General features: G+C 68.8%; 9 protein-coding genes and 3 pseudogenes. 2 read left to right on the top strand and 10 right to left on the bottom strand.

Annotation, left to right across the window (positions count from 1 at the left end; translation table 11 throughout):
- Nucleotides 1-1142: 1142 nt before the first annotated feature.
- The 4 genes from AC0666_RS27515 to cas7g are packed head-to-tail and all read right to left on the bottom strand — an operon-like array spanning nt 1143 to nt 7927.
- Complete coding sequence (locus tag AC0666_RS27515) at nt 1143-2213, bottom strand: type I-G CRISPR-associated protein, Cas3-extension family (RefSeq protein ID WP_478708492.1); 1071 nt, start codon at nt 2211-2213, stop codon at nt 1143-1145.
- A gap of 2 nt (nt 2214-2215) precedes the next feature.
- Complete coding sequence (gene cas3g / locus AC0666_RS27510; protein WP_478708491.1) at nt 2216-5251, bottom strand: type I-G CRISPR-associated helicase/endonuclease Cas3g; 3036 nt, start codon at nt 5249-5251, stop codon at nt 2216-2218.
- Nucleotides 5248-6732, bottom strand: a complete 1485-nt coding sequence (gene csb2 / locus AC0666_RS27505; RefSeq protein ID WP_478708490.1) for a type I-G CRISPR-associated protein Csb2 — start codon at nt 6730-6732, stop codon at nt 5248-5250. The genes cas3g and csb2 overlap by 4 nt, the downstream gene beginning before the upstream one ends.
- A 4-nt stretch (nt 6733-6736) precedes the next feature.
- Entirely contained in the window at nt 6737-7927 is a 1191-nt protein-coding gene (gene cas7g / locus AC0666_RS27500) for a type I-G CRISPR-associated RAMP protein Csb1/Cas7g (RefSeq protein WP_478708489.1), read from the bottom strand.
- 549 nt (nt 7928-8476) lie between these two features.
- Here cas7g and AC0666_RS27495 point away from each other — a divergent pair.
- Nucleotides 8477-8611 (top strand): annotated as a pseudogene (locus tag AC0666_RS27495) (IS110 family transposase); the annotation flags it as partial.
- A gap of 348 nt (nt 8612-8959) precedes the next feature.
- Here the strand turns inward: AC0666_RS27495 and AC0666_RS27490 are convergent.
- Nucleotides 8960-9193: pseudogene (locus AC0666_RS27490) on the bottom strand (alpha/beta fold hydrolase); the annotation flags it as partial.
- A 19-nt stretch (nt 9194-9212) separates the two neighbouring features.
- Here AC0666_RS27490 and AC0666_RS27485 point away from each other — a divergent pair.
- Nucleotides 9213-9346: pseudogene (locus tag AC0666_RS27485) on the top strand (DUF4158 domain-containing protein); the annotation flags it as partial.
- A gap of 134 nt (nt 9347-9480) precedes the next feature.
- Here the strand turns inward: AC0666_RS27485 and AC0666_RS27480 are convergent.
- The 5 genes from AC0666_RS27480 to AC0666_RS27460 form a co-directional block, all read right to left on the bottom strand.
- The gene (locus tag AC0666_RS27480; RefSeq protein WP_478708488.1) at nt 9481-10095 is read right to left on the bottom strand and encodes a hypothetical protein; all 615 of its coding nucleotides are present in this window, start codon (nt 10093-10095) and stop codon (nt 9481-9483) included.
- A 410-nt stretch (nt 10096-10505) separates the two neighbouring features.
- Nucleotides 10506-10931 (bottom strand): hypothetical protein, encoded by a 426-nt coding sequence (locus AC0666_RS27475; RefSeq protein ID WP_478708487.1) that lies wholly within the window; start codon nt 10929-10931, stop codon nt 10506-10508.
- A gap of 5 nt (nt 10932-10936) precedes the next feature.
- Complete coding sequence (locus tag AC0666_RS27470) at nt 10937-15676, bottom strand: putative T7SS-secreted protein (protein ID WP_478708486.1); 4740 nt, start codon at nt 15674-15676, stop codon at nt 10937-10939.
- Nucleotides 15676-16239, bottom strand: coding sequence for a hypothetical protein (locus tag AC0666_RS27465; protein WP_468974443.1), 564 nt, complete (start codon nt 16237-16239; stop codon nt 15676-15678). Before AC0666_RS27465 ends, AC0666_RS27470 begins: the two co-directional genes overlap by 1 nt.
- Nucleotides 16239-16667 (bottom strand): hypothetical protein, encoded by a 429-nt coding sequence (locus AC0666_RS27460; protein ID WP_478708485.1) that lies wholly within the window; start codon nt 16665-16667, stop codon nt 16239-16241. The genes AC0666_RS27465 and AC0666_RS27460 overlap by 1 nt, the downstream gene beginning before the upstream one ends.
- Nucleotides 16668-16959 lie beyond the last annotated feature (292 nt).

Here is a 16959-nt window from a genome sequence, read left to right as displayed (position 1 = left end):
GGCACCGGCACGCCGTAGTGGTGCTGCGGAGAACCCGTAGGAATAGCGCTAAGCCCAGCATGAGACCGATCTCGGCACCATCGCCGTAGTGGTGTTGCGGGACGAAGCCCGCAGGGACGGCTCCGCTGACGACACGGCTCTGATCGAATACCTAACGCCGCGGTGGTGCTGCAGGTCGTACCCGCAGAGACGGTGGAGTCCGGGTGAAGCAGCGGATCGCTCCCGACGGGCCGCAGTGGTGCTGCAGGGGGAGCCCGCAGAATCGGCCCTGACCCTGATCCGCGAGCTGGTCGCCTATGCCCTGCCTCAATGGTGCTGCGGGACGCGCGCCGCAGAGTCTGTTGGAAGGGAATGCCCCCCCGACCGGCGCCAACACTCGCCGCAGTGATGCTGCAGGGTTAAGCCGCAGTGACGGGTTCGCTGCCTTAGCCAGATACTCGGCGATCTCGTCACCGTCGTGGCGCTGCGCGACGTACCCAGAGCCCGTCGCGCTGACGGCGGTCATCTTCCTCTTCAACTGGAAGCCGTGGTGGTGCTGCAGAACAAAATGACCCGCCAGCCCGGAGGGCACGGTGGTCCGTCTGATCGAACCGAAGTGGTGCTGCGGGGTGAACCGAAGAGGCGCTCGACGGCCCATAGGCCCCCGTTATTCACGCCGTAGTAGTGCTGCGGGATGAACCCGCAGAGACGAACCGAGTTGGCATGCAGGCCACCGGCACGCCCATCGCGCCGTAGTGGTGCTAGGGAAGAAGTCCGCAGGAACAGCTCAGCCCACGACCAGCCTGGACACCGGCGCGGCCTATGAGGCCGAGTTGATGTCCAGGCCGTGCCAGGCGAGACGGGAAGACCCACAGCTCCACATCCACGCCGCCGTACTGCCACAGTGGTGCCGCGGGGCATGCCCACGGAGATGGTCGCGGCCATTGCGGCCGGCGTGATCCTCACCAAGGTGCCGTCGTGGTGCTGCGGGTCGAACCCGCAGAGATGGCCCAACAAGGCCGCCCGGGCGGCCATCGTTGTAGATGCCGCAGTGGTGCCGCGGAGCGTGCCCGCGGGGCCGGCTGTCTGGCCCAGGAGAGCGACCAGCACCGCAGGAGCCGCAGGGGTACTGCTGGCGGGCTTCGCCATGGTGGACACGCTACTTATCCGGCTTCTGGCTTCGGTGTGGTTCGGCGTGTCTTGGTGGGCTTGGGGTTCCGAAGTCCGTCGAGCTTCGTCGGAATGAGGCGCCCTGGTTGTAGGGGGCCGTCGCCGTTTCTGAGGCGTGTGCGGGGTGCGGTGTAGAGGGCGGTGACGCCGAGGTTGTGGAGTCGGGTCCGGCTTGGGGTGTGGGTTCGAATGTCGGGGTGTTCGAGGAGGGTGGCGAGGGTGGTCGCCGTGTGGGGTGATTGCCAGATGGGCCAGATCAGGGCATTGGTGGCAGTGTCCCAATTGGTGGCCGCAGGTCGGTTGGTGTTGCCGGTGAGGCGGAAGGCGGCGAAGCCGTGGAGAGCGAGCCAGGTGGCGCCCGGAACGCCCTGTTGGCTGGCTTTGCCGTGGCTGACCATGTGGGCGTCACCGGTGGAGAGGTAGTCGAGGTTGGCGCCGGCGTAGTCGTCGACTCGCTGCCAGCGGGTGAGCGCTGCGTGGATGTGGGTGGGGGCTTTCAGGCAATGCTGGGCGGCGATGGTCCAGTTGTTGGGCAGCGTCATCTGGCCGGTCCGGCCGAAGTGGGGGGTGGTGCGGGTGTAGAGGGCTCCGCGATCCGTGGCGTTGCTCTTTGCGGTCTCCTTCTTGTTGGTCTTGCCCGGGGTGAGGCTGAGCGTGTTGATCAGTGAGGTGAACCAGTGGGCGCGGTTGTCGTCGTGGTCGCGTTCAGCCTTGGCATGGCCGCGGAGCCGGGTGAGGGCTTCGTCGATGGGCATCTGGAGTGGGTCGTTGGGTGAGCCGGGTTCGGGGTGGCGGGGTTGGTCGAGGATGCCGGGGGCGACGGCCATCGGGTCTTTGTTGGGCTGGTTGGGCAGCTGGGTGGTGAGGAGGTCGGCGAGTGTCTGGTGGGTGAGGGGGTGGTGGGTGTGGAGAACGGCGGGTGCGTCGGGTCCGCTCCAGGAGAGGCGGGGGGCTTGGTCGAGGATGTGGGTGGTGAGGTGGAGGGTGCCGAGTGCGGCGAGGAAGCCAAGGGGTGAGCTTCCGTAGAGGGCGGGGAGTTCGAGCTGGTGGGTGGGCATCGGCATGGTCAGGTGCCTTCTTCGGAGCAGGCCATGTCGGCGAGGCGGAGGACGGCTTCGAGGAGGGCTAGGCCCCAGGGTCCGTAGTGGCGATTGAGGGCGTGAAAGCGGTCGGGTCCGTTCCAGTCGGTGCCCATGTTGGCGCTGTTGACGGTGATCTGCTGGTTGTCGGGCATGGTGCAGGTCACGGCCTGTGGTGAGGGGTCGGTGACCGGGGGCAGGAGCGGACGGGCGTGTCCGTGGTGGGCGGCGACGAGGTGGATGAGAAGTTCATCGTCGGTTCCGCGTGCATGGTCGGGCTGGGTTTCGAGCCAGGCGGTGACGGCGAGGGCGCTGAGTGCTTCGTGGCGCATCTCGGGATCCCACTGGGCGAGTCTGGCGGCGCGTCGGCGTGCGGCGTGGTCGGCGGGGTCCATGCCGGATTTCGCTCGGGGTTCGTCGAGGGATTCGGCGAGGAGCCGGTCGCCGGCGCACAGCATGCACTGGAATCTGCTGTGGGCCTTTCCGCAGTCGTGGGCGTGGCCGGCGGTGCGGAGCGTGTCGATGAGGTTGGTGGGCAGGTCGAGGTAGGCGGCGAAGGCTGCGGTGCGGTCTGCGACGGCCAGGCTGTGCTGGCTGAGGGGGACGGGCCTGGTCAGGGAGCTGGAGTCGGCGCTCTCGTCGCCGACTCCCGCGCCTTGTTCTCGCTGTCCTACGGGCAGGTGTGGGGGGATGAGGAGGAGACGGGCGGGTTCGTCGGGGTCCAGGACGATGCGTCCTCGGCGTTCGGTACGGCCGGTGGGTTCTACGGTCCACTGCCCAACCGTCCGAAGGTGGCTCAGGCGGTCACGGGCCAGGTCGGCGTACGCGCCGTCCCCCGTGTGCCGGTTCAGGTGCCCCAGGAGGGTGTCGAGGAGGTTATGGACGATGACGGCCTCCTCCTGTTCCGCCGCCTGCAGGAGCCCGACAGCTCGGGTGATGGTCTTGGTGAGGGTCTCGGTGAGGTGGTCGTCGCCGCCGGCGAGGAGGGTGAGCAGGGGCGCGTGGATGCGGGTGGGGGCGGTGGCGGCGGGCGGGAAGTCGCCGAGGTCACAGGTGGGCAGGTCGCGGGTGCCGGACCAGCCGTAGGCATCGTGGCCGCCGTAGTGGCTGGGCAGGACCACGGTGCTGCCCGGCCGGATGTCGTTCGCTTCGGTCACCGGCACCCATTCGCCTTGGACCTCGTCGAAGGACAGCACCGGCGCCATGCGCGGCTGCTTCTGCTTCTTCGGTCCGGGGGCGGGTTCATGGGGCGGCGGGGTGGATTCGAGGTCGCTGGTGTCGTCTGCGCCCGCGGTACGGGTGAGGAAGCGGCGGAGTTGCGCTGCGGGAATGGCGACGGTTTCGCCCGGGTGAGGAGGGATCTGCCGCATGCGGACCATCCACTGGTCAAAGTCCGGCCGTCCGTCGACCTCATGAAGGTCGGCTCGCCACAGGACCTGAACGTCTTTGGGGGTGGTGTCCAGGCCGTGCAGGAACGGGGCTGGGTCCTGGTCGGGGACAGGGGTGGGGCTGGTGCGGGTCCAGGAGTCGAGGAGCGTGCGATGCACCACGGGTATACGCGGCGGTGCCACGTTCAAGAGGGTGGTGTCGACGTCGGCGAGCAGGCCGGGCAGGGTAAGCGGATTGACCAGCAGGCCGCCCGGCAGTGCCTGGGCGAGGGCGGTCCTATCGAGGTCGGTCGCGGGCAAGGCGGGAGTCTGGTCGGTGAGCCAGTTCCAGACGTGTTCGGCGGCCTCTCCGTAGACGGGGATGGAGGACTGGTCGCTCTGGGTGCTGGCACGGATCACGAGTGCGGGGGCGAGGTGGAGGTCGCCGGTGCGGTCAAGGCGGCCCAGGCGCTGGATGAGCGCGGCGAGGGCCGCGTTCTCCGTGATGAGGCCGGCGAAGGAGATGTCTATGCCGACCTCGACGGTCTGGGTGGCGACCACGACGAGCGGCCTGACGCGCTCCGCGTTCACGCCGGTGAGGAGTTCGGTGACGAGCGTGCTGGCGAGCAGTCGTTCGCGGTCCAGGGTGCGGGAGCGGCCGGTCAGCAGCACCACGTCCACGTCGTCGCGCTGGGACAGCAGGCGGTAGGTGGCGCGGGCGGCTCGGATGGTGTTGGCGACCACGCCGATCACCGGGCGTTCCACGATCGGCAGCAGTGTGTCGACGGCAGATTCGGCGGCGCGTGCGAAGGCTTCAGCGGTGTTCTTCGCGTCGGCAGAGGCGTCCAGCAGGGTCAGGCGCCGCCGGGCGGCCAGGCGCCTGCCGGCCACAGGGTGCGTTCGGTCGGCGCCGGTGATGGAGTGGCGTGGCCGGTCGGGGCCGGTTGAGGCGGTCGCGGAGAGGCTGACGACCTTGACGGCCCGGTCGGCGAACTCGGGCTGGGTGGCGGTGCCTTGGTAGGCGGCGCAGTCGGTGGCCGTGACGAGCAGCGGCAGGGCGATGTGGGCCTCGTCCACGGCGAGCAGCGCGTCTATGCCGCACAGGGCGGCGTCGATGGGTCGCATGCGGGGGCTGGTGTGGTAGCCGCGGAAGAGCAGGCGGCTGCCGTACTGGTCGACGGTGGAGGTGATGACGGCCGGCTGGGCGGGAGAGCGCAGCCAGCGTGAGGCCCAGTCGACGCCGCCGCGCATCCGCACGCTCTCCAACGCCGAACCGGAACCCGCGATCTCGCGCAGGGCGCGTGCGACGCGGGCTATCACGGTGTCTGGCAGTGCGGTGTCGAGGGCGTGCTGAAGAGCGCGGGCACTGTCGTGGGCTTGGTCGACGACCAGGCGCCGGTCGACGACGAAGAACAGCCGCAGTGGCACCGTCCGGCGGGTGCCGGAAGCGTGCTGCCAGGCGAGGAGGAAGGCCCAGATGTCGATGATGCTGGTCTTGCCGAGGCCGGTGGGGATGTCCAGGTCCGGCCAGGTGCCGCGGTCGGCGACCTCGTGGAGGTAGGCGGTCTGCCAGGGAAAGGGACGGTGGCCTCGGACTTCCTGGACGAAGTCGGGGAACTCTTCCAGCCGAAGGTCGTGTTCCGGGGTGAGGCTCATGCCGACTTCTCCTGCGGATGGGTGGGCAGGCACAGGCCCAGGCCGTAGTTCTTCTTGCTGCCGAGCAGCACCGGGCCGGTCACTGGTTGGGCGAATCGCAGGCGGACGTGCCGGGCGGGCAGCGGGCGCTCGTCGGCCTTGCGGCGCAGGGCGCGCGCGGGGAGCGTGGGGGCTCCGGCCGCGTAGGCGCCCGAGTGCAGGACTTCTATGGCAACGGGCTCGGGAAGGCCGGCGAGGCGGCAGCTGGCGGCCACCGAGGCCTCGATCTCTCGGCCGTGGCGCTTGGGGAAGAAGTCCAGCACCATCGGCAGTGCCGTGGTCCACTCGCGGGCGGGTCGTGTCCAGCGCTGCGGCCGTACGGTGCGGATGGCGTCGGTCGGTGTGGCGCCCGTGCTGATGTAGGTCAGGCGGATCGGCTTGGATACGGCCGGGACGTTCAGTTCGGCCAGGCCGCCACCGGCGCGCAGCAGGATCGCCAGCAGAGCGCGGCGGTGAGCCGGTTCCAGGTCGGAGGGCAGGGCAACGCCCACGCCGCGCAGCCTGCCGTCGGCGTGGTGGTGTCCGACGAACGGGTAGGCGACGAACGCGCACAGCCGTCGCTCGTCGCCGGGTGCCTTGTGGCCGTGGACCGCGACCATGGCGTCCACGTCGTGACCGGCCTCGTCCAGCAGGGTGCTGACCGTGCTTCGCAGGGCGCCGGTGACCTTCAAGGTGAGGGCCGGGTCCAGCGAGAAGCCGGGCGGGAACGCGAAGGACAGGAGATCCGAGTACGGCCCTTCCAGCACGGTGGGTTCTTCGTCCTCGGCCACCGTGCCGCGCAGGAAATAGGGGTGCGGGCGCGCCTGCTGGTAGGCGCTCTGGCCCTCTTCGTGAGCCCACCGCAGCTGTGCCAGCAGCCCCGGGTACGGGATGCGCAGGGATTGTGCGTCCGCTCGGTGTGCGTCGCTGTCGCCGGTCGGCTCCCACACCTGCCACTGGCCCTCGTCGGGGGCACTCTCCTCGCCGGCGGGCCGGATCGCGGCGTGTACGAAGGCGTGGCCGGTGGCCCGGCCGATGTACGGCACAGACCTCGCCAGCATCTCCAGGACCGTGTGGACGCCTGCTGGTGGTTCGGTGGGCCACTCGAACTCCACCGTCGGCTCGGCAAGGGTGCGCTCGGGCCAGACCTTCGGCTTTCCGCCGGCCGTCCGGCCGGGCAGCACTGCGTGGCTGGGCTTTGTCTTCTCGATCCCGTTGGTCGGCACCCACGCGCCGCGCGGGGAGGCGGCCTCGGCAGTGCGTTCGGGCACCCGCACGGTCGGGGCGGGCTGTTGTTCCAGCCACTGGAGGGCGGCGTCCTGAGCCGGGTCCTTCGGGTCGGCCACCGACACCAGGCCGCAGAACACCCGGTAGGGGTGGGGCGGCCATTCGGCCGCGCCACGGTCCAGCGTCGAGGCCTGGTAGACGGGGTCCAGCAGATGAACAGTTATACGAAATGGCATGCCGTCACTCGCCCTCTGCCTCGCCGACGCCATCGGACAGGAACGACTTGTCGATGGCCTGCTGCAGGCTCGCGTTCGGCTTCAGCGCCACCGGCTCGGCGGACCACTCCAGGCCCGCCGCGCGCGCCCGCTCGGACGCGATCTCGAAGAGGGCCAGTGCCTCCTGCACGGTGTTCACCGCCAGCGGCTCCTCCTGGGGACGCCCGTCCCGGCCGCGCTGAACCCACTGCACCCGCTCCGAAACGAGCACCAGGTCACAGCCTGAGCGCAGACGCAGCGCGGGCGAGGCGAAGGCCAGCCGGTCGCCCAGCAGAGCGATTGCTGCCACCAGAGCGCGCGCCGCCGCCGTGAACTCCTCACCGGCGTCACCGAAGCGCAGCGAGGCCAGCTGGGCCATCGCAAGACTCGCCTCGCGCTGGACAGAGCGCACCGAGACGCCACCCAGTCCCTCCGAGGGCGGGATCATGCCGTGCCCGAGCTCGGACATCCGTGCCGTCTTGGCGCCCTTGGGCGCCTTGGTCCCCTCGACGGGCGTCCAGCCGGATTCGGACACCTGCACCGTGTCGCCGGCCAGGTTCAGCGGGTCAACGCGGCCGGCCCCGCGAACCCCGATCAGCGGGGCGATGCCGATCATCGCCGACTTGTACGCGCGCGGAATCTTCACCTGGATACGCCGCTTGCGGTGCGAGTCCCACACCCCATACGCGAGATCGCTCGGCACCAGGCGCAGATAGGCGCTCCAGTCCTCGGAGCTCGCCTGGCGCAGGGCACGGCCCGCCTCGGTCTTGTCGAAGGCAGCACCAGTCGCATCCTCGGCGTCCCGGAAGTAGGCGTCCCTGGACCGGTGGGGCGCTTGCAGGTTCGTCGTTCGCACGGGGACACCCGCCGACTCGGTGACCAGCAGCAGATGCGGAAGGTACGCGGATCCGTCGCGGATGGCGTCCATGAGTGCCTGCTCGCAACGGTTGGCCTGCGACTGTGGCTGGTCTAGCCAGACCACCTCGACCTTCTCGCCGTCCACGTAGCGGGGTTCGAGGAGGTAGCCGGCGCCATCGGTTTCCTTGATTTTCACGGTTGGCGGGAACAGCGTGTCCCCGGCACCGCCGATCGGCTCGTACTCCGCGCTGACGCGGATTGCCCCGTCGGTCGAACGCAGACTCGCCGCGGCAAGCAGCCGCTCGTAGATGTCCCGCACTTCAAGTCCCTTTGTCGTCACCCAGTACCCGCGCACACCGCGTCCTCCGCTGGCAGAAGCAGCAGGTCAGGGGCGGTGAGATGGCGACATGGAAGCAGCACTGCCCGGATGGCGCAAACACTCACCATTGGCTGGTTCGCGCCTATGTCAGAGCGTGCATATACGGTGCGCCCCGCGTCCTTGTGAGCGGCTGTCAGCCAGGCCTGCGGGCACCACGAAGAACAGATCAGCGAAGTCCTGACTGAAGCAGGCCGCCCCGTACGCAACATGGCGGGCTGACGCCTACTGGGATCGCCCTGCACCCAGTTGGGCTCTATATGCGGCAAGTTGGCCAGGGCCCCTCCCCAGACCAACCTCAGCCCTGGTTCGGCAGGTGCTCATGGGCTCCTGATGAACTTGGCCTCCGGCCGGCCTCGGCGTGCCCGACCAATCCAAACGACTCGGTCAAATTCTGCTGTGACATGAACCACCACACTCGGGCGCCGACGCCCCACTCGGGAGGTTGTGCCTGCGACGCTCTCGCAGCTCGCCCAGGGCAAGCTGCTCTCGCAGCTCGCCCAGGGCAAGCACCACAGCCAGGCCTACCCTGCCTCGCCCGACGCCGGGCCGACGTCCTCTTCGCCATGCTCCGCGACGGCACCTAACGAACCCCAGCCCGCCCGGGCAGTCGCCCAGCAGACCTAGACCATGGTCAGGAGGTGATCCGTGGGGCCGTAGTCGATCTTCCAGTCGGCATACACCCCGCAGAATCCGTCCTTGGTGCACCGCAGGCCCACGTCACCCAGCGAACCGATCCGTCGTCGCCGAGCGAAAATGCGACGGCGGCCTCGAACTCCTCGCTCGAAACGGCCATCGCGTCCACTGCCGTGGCCACCCCCGGCTGGGCTGCTGCCACCCTGGTCCTCGCGCAGGCCGAGGCACCCACCCAGCCCTCAGACGCCGCTCAGCGGGCCCTCGACGTCCTCGACCGCCTCCCCGCTGCCCGGCTGCGCTCGACGTCGCGCGCACGCCTCGCCCGTCTCGACAAGATTCTCACCCTGCGGACATGCGGCGGCCTCGCTCCGCTCGGTCCCCGGTACGCCAATCACCGACGAACGGCCCGCACATCAGAAGCATGGCGGCAACCCGGTCAGGATGCGTCAGGCAGAACCGGCTCGCCAGGTCAGTACCGTAGGAGTGCCCGATCAGCACAGCTCTGGGCACGCCCCATGCGTCAAGCAACTCGACGAGATCGTCGACATGCCGGGCGAAGGAATGGCGCCCCCGCCACGGGGATTGACCCGGGACGACGGGCGAGGGCCCGAAGGCGTTGTTCGACGCGGCGGCCGGCTGGCTGCGCGAGTGCCGCGTGCTGCTGCCCAGGGTGACGACGCTGACCCGGCTGGTCGCCTCCGTGCGCGAGGCGGCGAACCAGCGGCATCGAAGTACTGACCGGGAAGGCGAAGAGGCGTGTGCGCCGTCGCGTCGCGGTTCCCTGGCGTGACGCCCCACAGCGTTCGCGACGTGCGCCCGTCGCCGCTGCCGGCCACCCGCCGTCGAACTCAGCTTCACGGTTACCCGTAGTCCTCGACCAGTTCCGCGATGAACGCGATCAGGGCGTCGGCCCGGTGGCGGTCCTCGCGCTGGTTCCGCAGGGCGCGGTCGAGCGTCCGGAGGCTGGTGAGGGCGACCGGGTTTCGGTTCCTTACCTCGTCGAGCAGCGATGTGGTGATCAGGTCCAGGCATTGGGTGAACAGGAGTCGGGTGGCCGGGGCGGGAGGAGCCGGGTCCGGGGCGGTGAACCCGCTGGTCAGGTAGCGCACGGGATCCGTGAGGCTCCAGCCGACGACGGTGCCGTGCTGGACGAGGAGCGCCACGTCGGGTGCGATTCCGATGCGGGCGTCCAGTGGCTCGTCGAGGACGTCGAGGTTCCGCAGGCAGGTCAGCATGGTGTCCCCGGGGGCGCGGCAGAGTTCCGTGGTCGCCTCCAGCCGGAAGTCTCGGGCTTCTTCCGCGTGAAGGCCGCCCGGCTGGGCGAGGGGTGTGGTGGGAACGCGGGCACAGTCGCCGGCAGCGGCGGCGTCACCGGCGATCTGGAATTCGGCTCCGACCAGTTCTCGGCTGACTGGATCGAATCGGAGTTCGTCGGGGGTGTCCCACAGCCACGCCGCACTGCCGAAAGTGCTCATGAGGAACCGTCCCCGTTCCTCCGCGTTCGCGTAGGGCGCGATCGTCACGCGGAAGTCGCGAAAGCCGAAACGCGGGGTGAGGGGCAGGGGTGGGCCCGTCACCGTAGCATCCCAGTCGCAGTCGAGTGTTGGTTTCACCGTGCATGGCGCCTCGTGAGCTTCTCGGCCTGGATTCCGCCCCTCCGCCACATCCGTCATCCTTTCCCGTAGGCCTCGACATAGGTGGCGATCAGCTCGCGCAGGGCCTCGTCGGCGGCTCGCAGCCTGGCCACGGCGGCCCGTTCGCCGTCCACCAGGTCATCGACCACGGTGGTGGTGATCAGGTCCAGGCATTCGGTGAGCAGGCGACAGGTGGCCGAGGAGGGCGGGTCGGGGTCGGTGCCACCGCCCGCGCAAGGGGTGTCACCCCGTCATGCGCCGGCACCAGGCTCGGCGCCCTTGTCGAGCCGGAAACCGAGCGCCCGTGTCGCGGCCACGGAGATGCCCAGCAGCCGCTCGTAGTCCGGGGCGGGTACTGAGAATCCGTTCCCGGCGGCGAAGGAGAGGAACTCCTGCGGCAGTTCGATGTTGTAGGCGCCGACGTACCGAGCCAGATCAGCGCGCCATACAAACCGCCCGTCGGACAGCAGCGAGGAACCGCCGGGTACTGTGAACGACCCTCGCAGGACATCCCGTGTCATTTCCATGACGTCGAAGATCGGATGTCCCGCTTCGAGATACCGCGTGACCTCTGCCTTCGGATACCCGGCCTCGCTCCTCACCTGGTCCCTGAGGGATTCGTGAAAGACCTCCTTGGGCTCCGGCTGCATTTCGCGATAGAAGCCGATCAATTCCATCCACGTCACCCTTCAACCATCGGGAGGAACACCCTCCAGTAGCCACCGTTGTCCACCACGGGCGTCTGTCCCGGCCCCAGCAGCGGGTTGGTTCCCGCCCTGTCCGTAGGCGCCCGCACCGTGGTTCCGAGTTCGTTGGCGATCCGCTGGGCGGTCCAGGCGGTGTCCGATCCTGAGTGGCACACCATGAGCCGCAGAGGCCCCCCATCATAATTCGGGTTGTTCCGGACGGCATCCACGATCTGACCGGAATTGACGTTGCCCCCCGGCATCTCCAGGAATCCGTCCCGGCTGCCGTGGGCGACGACGTCGTGCTCGCCCGCGTTCAGCACATTCTGGAAGTTGCGCGTGCTCGGCCCGTCGGACCCGATCAGAGTCGCCGTCGGGCCATGCGTGACCGGATGCCCGGCCGGGATCGCATTGTCCTCCATGTAGTCCATGGGGTGCCGGGCGTCCGTACACGAGAACAGTCCCATCGGGTCCGCCAGCCTATGCGGATTACTGACGTATGCTATGGGATTCGGCGCCGGTGAAAGTCCTAGCGGGTCCGAGGACGCGTAACGTCCCGATTCCGGGTCGTAGTAGCGGAAGCGGTTGTAGTGCAGCCCCGTCTCAGGGTCGAAGTACTGCCCAGGGAAGCGGATCGGCGTGTAGGCGGTGCTCGATGCCGCCCACGTCGTCGTGCCCCACACCGTGCTGCGCGTGTACCAGGCCAGGCGGCCCGCCTCGTCGACGAGCTCCCGCGGGGCGCCCACTAGATCGGTGACGATGGAGAAGAAGCGCTCGTCGACAGCATCCTGGGGGGCGTCCGCGCTGAACCGGCGTTCCGTCTGCGTGAGCGGGCGCAGGCCGTCGTGGTCCCAGGACAGGGCGATGCGGTCGCCGCGCCCGCAGCCCTGGACCAGCTGCTCCTCGAGCTGCTCGCACAGCGTGTCCCCGTCCCAGGTGAAGGTGATCCGCTCCACCACCGTCGTGCCGTCGTCTGCGAGACGCTCCTTGGCGGTGCGGCGCCCCAGCGGGTCGTAGGAATACCTCCAGCGCGAGCCGTCCGGGGTGGTGACCGCCGTCAGGCGGTTGTCCGCGTCCCAGGTGTAGTGCCAGGTGTCCGGCTTGCGCGAGAGCCGGGTCACCTGACGCAGGGTGGTGCGACCGAGTGCATCGTGTTCGTAGCGGACCTTGCCAGCCCGGGTGAGGGTGGTACCGGAGTAGGCGCGGGGACCGGTGGCTTCCTGGCCGGGGTGGGAGGCGGGCCAGGAAGCCGCGGTCTGGTTGCCTGACTCGTCGTAGGTGTACCGCTCGGTCCATTCGTCCGCCCGGACAGCGGTGACGCGGCCTCCCGGATCGAGCTCGAACGTCTGCGGCCCCGACAGCTGGTCGTGGATGCGTATGAGGTGCCCGTCGGCCCGGTAGGCGTAGTCGCGCCGCTGGATGCTGCGGCCGGCGCTCGTGACCTGCTGCGTGCGAAGACGGCCGCGCGGGTCGAACTCGGACGTGAAGGTGAGCTCGCCGACGTGACGTCCGATCTCCCGTCCCGCGGCGTCGTGATCGAAGGTGAGGGTACGCCCGGCGGTTGTGAGCAGGGACCGGCGCCCCGCGGGGTCGTAGGCCCAGGTGCTCACCGACCCCGTTGGGGTGGTGCGGCTGATGCGTCGGCCGAGAGCGTCGTACGTGTAGCTCGTCGTGCGGCCGTCGACCGTCTCGGACTGAAGGCGGCCGCTGCGGTCGCGGAGGTAGGTGACCGTAGCGGCCGCGTTGGCTGCCTCCGCGAGCCGGCCGGAGAAGTCGTACGCGAACGTGGTGACGTCTCCAGCGGCGTCCTTGGCGACGATGCGGTCGAGGTCGTCCCACACATAGCGGATGGTCTGCCCGAGCCCATCGGTACGGGCGGTGACCCGACCGACCGCGTCGCGCTGGTAGGCCAGGGGCCGGCCGTCGAAGTCGGTCTCCGACACCAGACAGCCCGCGGCGTCGTACTCGTAGTCCCAGGTCGCGCCCTGGGGATTGCGCACCTGGACCAGCCGGAGCTCGTGGTCGTACGTGAACGCGTGGCGAACGCCGTCGGGGCCCGTGCGGGCGGTCATGAGGTCGAAGTGCGTGTACTCGAACCGGGAGACGGCGCCGACGGCGTTCGTGTGGGTGAGGCAGTTGCCCTCGCCGTCGTACGTCCAGGTCTCCTCGCTGCCGTCCGCTTCGATCCGGCGTGCAAGTCTGCCCTCCGGCGTCCAGAAGAGGCGGGTCGTGTTGCCCAGGGGGTCGGTGATGGCGGAGGTGCGGCCGAACGGGTCCCGTGTGAGGCGGGTGGTCGCCCCAAGCGGATTGGTGACCGCGATGGGCAGACCAGCCGCATCACTTGCGATGCGGCTCGTGTGGCCCAGGGCGTCGGTGATGGCGGTCAGGCGCCCCGCCTCGTCGTAGGTGTACCGGGTAAGGGCGCCGGACGGGTCCGTCACGCCGGTGCGGTTGCCCCGTGCGTCGTACTCCTGGCGGATGGTCGTCCGGTCCGGATTGACGACCCTCGTCGGAAGCCCGAGCTCGTTGTACTCCGCGATCGACTCGCGGCCGTCGGGGCGTACCATCGCGGTGAGCCGGCCCAGGGCATCGTATGAGAAGCGGTGCGTCCGGCCGAGGGCGTCCGTCCGGCTCAGCAACCGGTTGTACCGGTCACGTTCGTAGCGGGTGACAGCGCCGACGGGGCTGATCTCCTCGACGATCTGGTGGGCCTCATTGACGACGTACCGGTGGACTGCTCCGCAGCCCGTGGTCATGGTGGTGACGCGTAGTCCGGTCACGGGATCGGAGCTGCCGTAGTCCAGACGGACCGAGAGGTGGCCTTCGGCGCCTCCCTGGGCCACGCACCGGTCCCGGTCGTCGTAGACGTATTGATAGTGGCTGCCGTTGGTATCGGTCCACGAGGTGACCCGGGCACGCTCGTCGTAGGTGAATTGCAGAGGTCGGCCGGAGGAGTTGGTGACAGCGGTGAGGTTCCCGTCCGTGTACGCGTAGCGCAGGATCTCCTGGTCCGTGCCATCGGGACCGGCTGCAGCGAGGTGCAGGGCGATGACCCTGCCTTCGCGGGTCGTGAGTTTCAGGTGGTAACCGCCGTGGTGGACGATCGCTGCCGGTGCGTCGGCGTCGTCGTACTCGAAGGTGATCCAGTTACCGTTGCGGTCGTCGATCCGGGTGAGCAGCGCGAAGTCGTCGCGGGACGAGGTGAAGCGCCGGACGTTGCCGAAGGCCGGGTCGGTGAGGGTGTACTCGCCGTCCGCGTCCCGGTCGAGGGACCAGCGGGGGCCGGCTTCCGGCATGACCGGGACGCCCGGAGCCGGATGGGGATAGGCCAGCAGCATGCCGTCCTCTCCCACGAACACGACGCCTTCGGAATCGATCTCGAGGCGCTGGTCGATCGTGGATGCCCAGGATGGCCCGAACCAGCGCCCGGCCCGGTAGTCCGACGCCACGCGCCGGGTGAAGACGAGCGGCAGCGTGCCCGGCAGGACGACGTCCGTCTGCGGCAGGAACATCGCTCCGGTGGCGAGGTCGATCGGGTCGGTGTTCCCGCTTTCGACGGCGTCCTTCGTGCGGGACGTCCTCGCGGCGTCCCCATCGATCGACTTGCGGGCAGGGCCTTTCAGGTCATCGAGGTGTTTGGCGGTGGAGCTGAGCTTTTTGAAGGCGCCGGCGCCCTTGGAGCCGATGAGTTCGGGGATGAGTTTGCCGATGCCTTCGGAGGGGTCCTTCATGAACTCGTCGAGCATCTGCTTGCCCGCGCCCCACGGGTCGTTGGCCATGGTGACCAGGCCTGCGGCCGTGGAGTTGAGGTTGGTTACGTACTCGGCGGGGTGCGAGAGGTTGTAGAGGTCGAGCGGGTTGAGGGCGCGGGCGAAGTTGACCGTGCCGGCCGTGCCTTTGACGACACCTCCGAGGAGGTGGGTGCCGGCCAGTACGAAATACTGCTCGGCATCACCGAGCTGCTGGCTGTACGAGGGCTTGGGCGGGGCGGCGTCTCGGGCAGCGCGGACGGCTGCCGCGGTGGTGTCGGCGACCTCGTTGCGCTGCTTGCGGGCGTTGTCGAGCTTCTCCTGGGCGGCGTGGGCCATCGCCTTGCCCGGGTCGTGGAAGTCGTCGGACGGCTTCGGGGGCAGGTGTTCCTTCTTCGCCTCGTAGGCGTCCTTGTATTCCTTGACGAGTTTGTTGTGCGCGGTGCGGGCGTCCTCGGAGGCCTTCTTGGCCTTGTTGTAGTCGTCCAGGGCCTCCTTGGCCTTGCCCTGCGCCCATTCCACCGTGTCGGCGAAACGATTCATCGCGTCGGCGGCCTTGCCGAAGGCGTCGGCGGCCTTGAACCAGCGCGGCGGCTCCTTGGCCACCTTCTCGCGGAACGTGTCTGCCGTCTTGCCCTTCAGGCCCTCGGGCTGGGTCATGGTCTTCAGACCGTCGCCGACCGACTCGAAGGCGGCCTTGAAGTCGTTCAGGTGGGAGACCTGGGCGCGGATCTTGGAGACGCTGCCGTAGACGAGCTTCTTGGGGTCCTCGGTCTGGCCGAGCTCCAGCTCGGAGACGTCGGCGCCGAGCTGGTTGGCTGCCGAGCGGGACTTGTCACGGATCCAGTCGCCGGCCTCGTCCAGGCCGACCTCGTCGGCGAGGTCGGCGGCCTTGCCACCGCTCCACTCGACGAAGTCGCCGACCTTCTCGACGCCCTTCTCGACCTTGTCCTCGATCGAGTCCGGTATGACATCCCGCCAGCCCATCAGTTACCGCCCCCGTTGTCCTTCGTCTGCTCCAGCAGGTCCTTCAGCGACCCGATCCTCCCCGACGAGGTCACCGTGTCCTTGGTGTCGGACCAGGTCTGCTTGATGTCTTCCGAGCTCTTCTGGAACGACTCGGCGCTGTAGTCCGGCTTGTAGACGTCGGCGCTGAAGATGTCGCCCCAGGACTTCTTCTCGATCTCGTCCTCACTGGCGTGCGGGTTTCCGTACGCCGCATTGACCGCCACCTTGAACGTGCCGTGGATGTACTGCTCCTCCTCCCACATCGTCCCCGCGGCGATGCCGAGGTTGCCCGCGAGGGTGGAGGCGTTCTGGACGAGGCTGCGCACGCCCCACTCCCAGCGCTCGCAGAAGTCCTCGAAGTCCTTCGACAACGCGCCGTGCCCGGTCTCCATCGCCGTCATCGACAGGTTCTCGAACCCGGCCCCCTGCGAGGCCCCGGCCGCATCCCCCGACTCGCGCAGCTCCGATATCGCAGCCCGCAGACCCTTCTGGATCGCGGCCACCGCCTGCGGGGATACCTCAAGATCACCATCGCCGGCCATCAGGCCACCTCCCCGGACTCGGTCTTGGCCTCGGCTTCGATGTCCACCGCGTATGCATCGGGGACGATCCCGGCGACGGGCGGAAACAGCATCGACCCGTCCACATCGGCCACGTTCACGGCAACGCCAGCGGGGCCGTCCACCTCCGGGACGACCGCATCGACCAGACGCGCACCGAGGATCGCAAGGTAGGGCCATTCGCGGCCGGCTTCCCCACGGGCCTCGGCGAACCGGGCGAAGGCCTCCTCGTCCGTGAACGCGTAGAACCAGCGGATCCCACCCGAGACGGCCGACATCAACCCGCCCTCAGCGTCCGAGTCACCGTCGGCAAGGGGCGCAAGCAGCACTGCCCGCCGGAACTTGCCCACCAGGCGTCTGGGATCCCCGGTACCGGCCCGGTACGCGGCGATCTCTGCGGTCAGTTCCATACTCTGCGTCCCCCTTCAGGGGGTGATTGACACCCCACAGGGAACATTACCTTGATCGCTAAATCACCTGATGAGGAGTCATGACCGCCTGCGCCGCCGAAACCTGCCGGGGTGTCGGCGGCTGGGCCGTAGGCGGCACGCGAACCCTTGATAGCAGTTCGGTGATCTGCGCGATCATCGACGGATCCTGCGTGCTCTTGGCCTGCAGGCCGATCTGGAGCCCATGCGCACCTACGCTGGCCACCGGCCGGGTTGCGTGCAGAGTGCTGGATGTCGTTCGAAACCCTCACGT

The sequence above is a fragment of the Streptomyces sp. NPDC043680 genome, assembly GCF_056436685.1.
The sequence above is the reverse complement of the archived record's forward strand: the minus strand, read 5'-3'. Positions and strand labels throughout refer to the sequence as shown.

What these genes read in the sequence shown, in the direction of transcription:
- AC0666_RS27515 (WP_478708492.1), bottom strand. Translation starts at nt 2,213, where the DNA reads ATGCCGATGCCCACCCACCAGCTCGAACTCCCCGCCCTCTACGGAAGC.
- cas3g (WP_478708491.1), bottom strand. Translation starts at nt 5,251, where the DNA reads ATGAGCCTCACCCCGGAACACGACCTTCGGCTGGAAGAGTTCCCCGAC.
- csb2 (WP_478708490.1), bottom strand. Translation starts at nt 6,732, where the DNA reads ATGCCATTTCGTATAACTGTTCATCTGCTGGACCCCGTCTACCAGGCC.
- AC0666_RS27480 (WP_478708488.1), bottom strand. Translation starts at nt 10,095, where the DNA reads ATGAGCACTTTCGGCAGTGCGGCGTGGCTGTGGGACACCCCCGACGAA.
- AC0666_RS27475 (WP_478708487.1), bottom strand. Translation starts at nt 10,931, where the DNA reads ATGGAATTGATCGGCTTCTATCGCGAAATGCAGCCGGAGCCCAAGGAG.
- AC0666_RS27470 (WP_478708486.1), bottom strand. Translation starts at nt 15,676, where the DNA reads ATGGGCTGGCGGGATGTCATACCGGACTCGATCGAGGACAAGGTCGAG.
- AC0666_RS27465 (WP_468974443.1), bottom strand. Translation starts at nt 16,239, where the DNA reads ATGGCCGGCGATGGTGATCTTGAGGTATCCCCGCAGGCGGTGGCCGCG.
- AC0666_RS27460 (WP_478708485.1), bottom strand. Translation starts at nt 16,667, where the DNA reads ATGGAACTGACCGCAGAGATCGCCGCGTACCGGGCCGGTACCGGGGAT.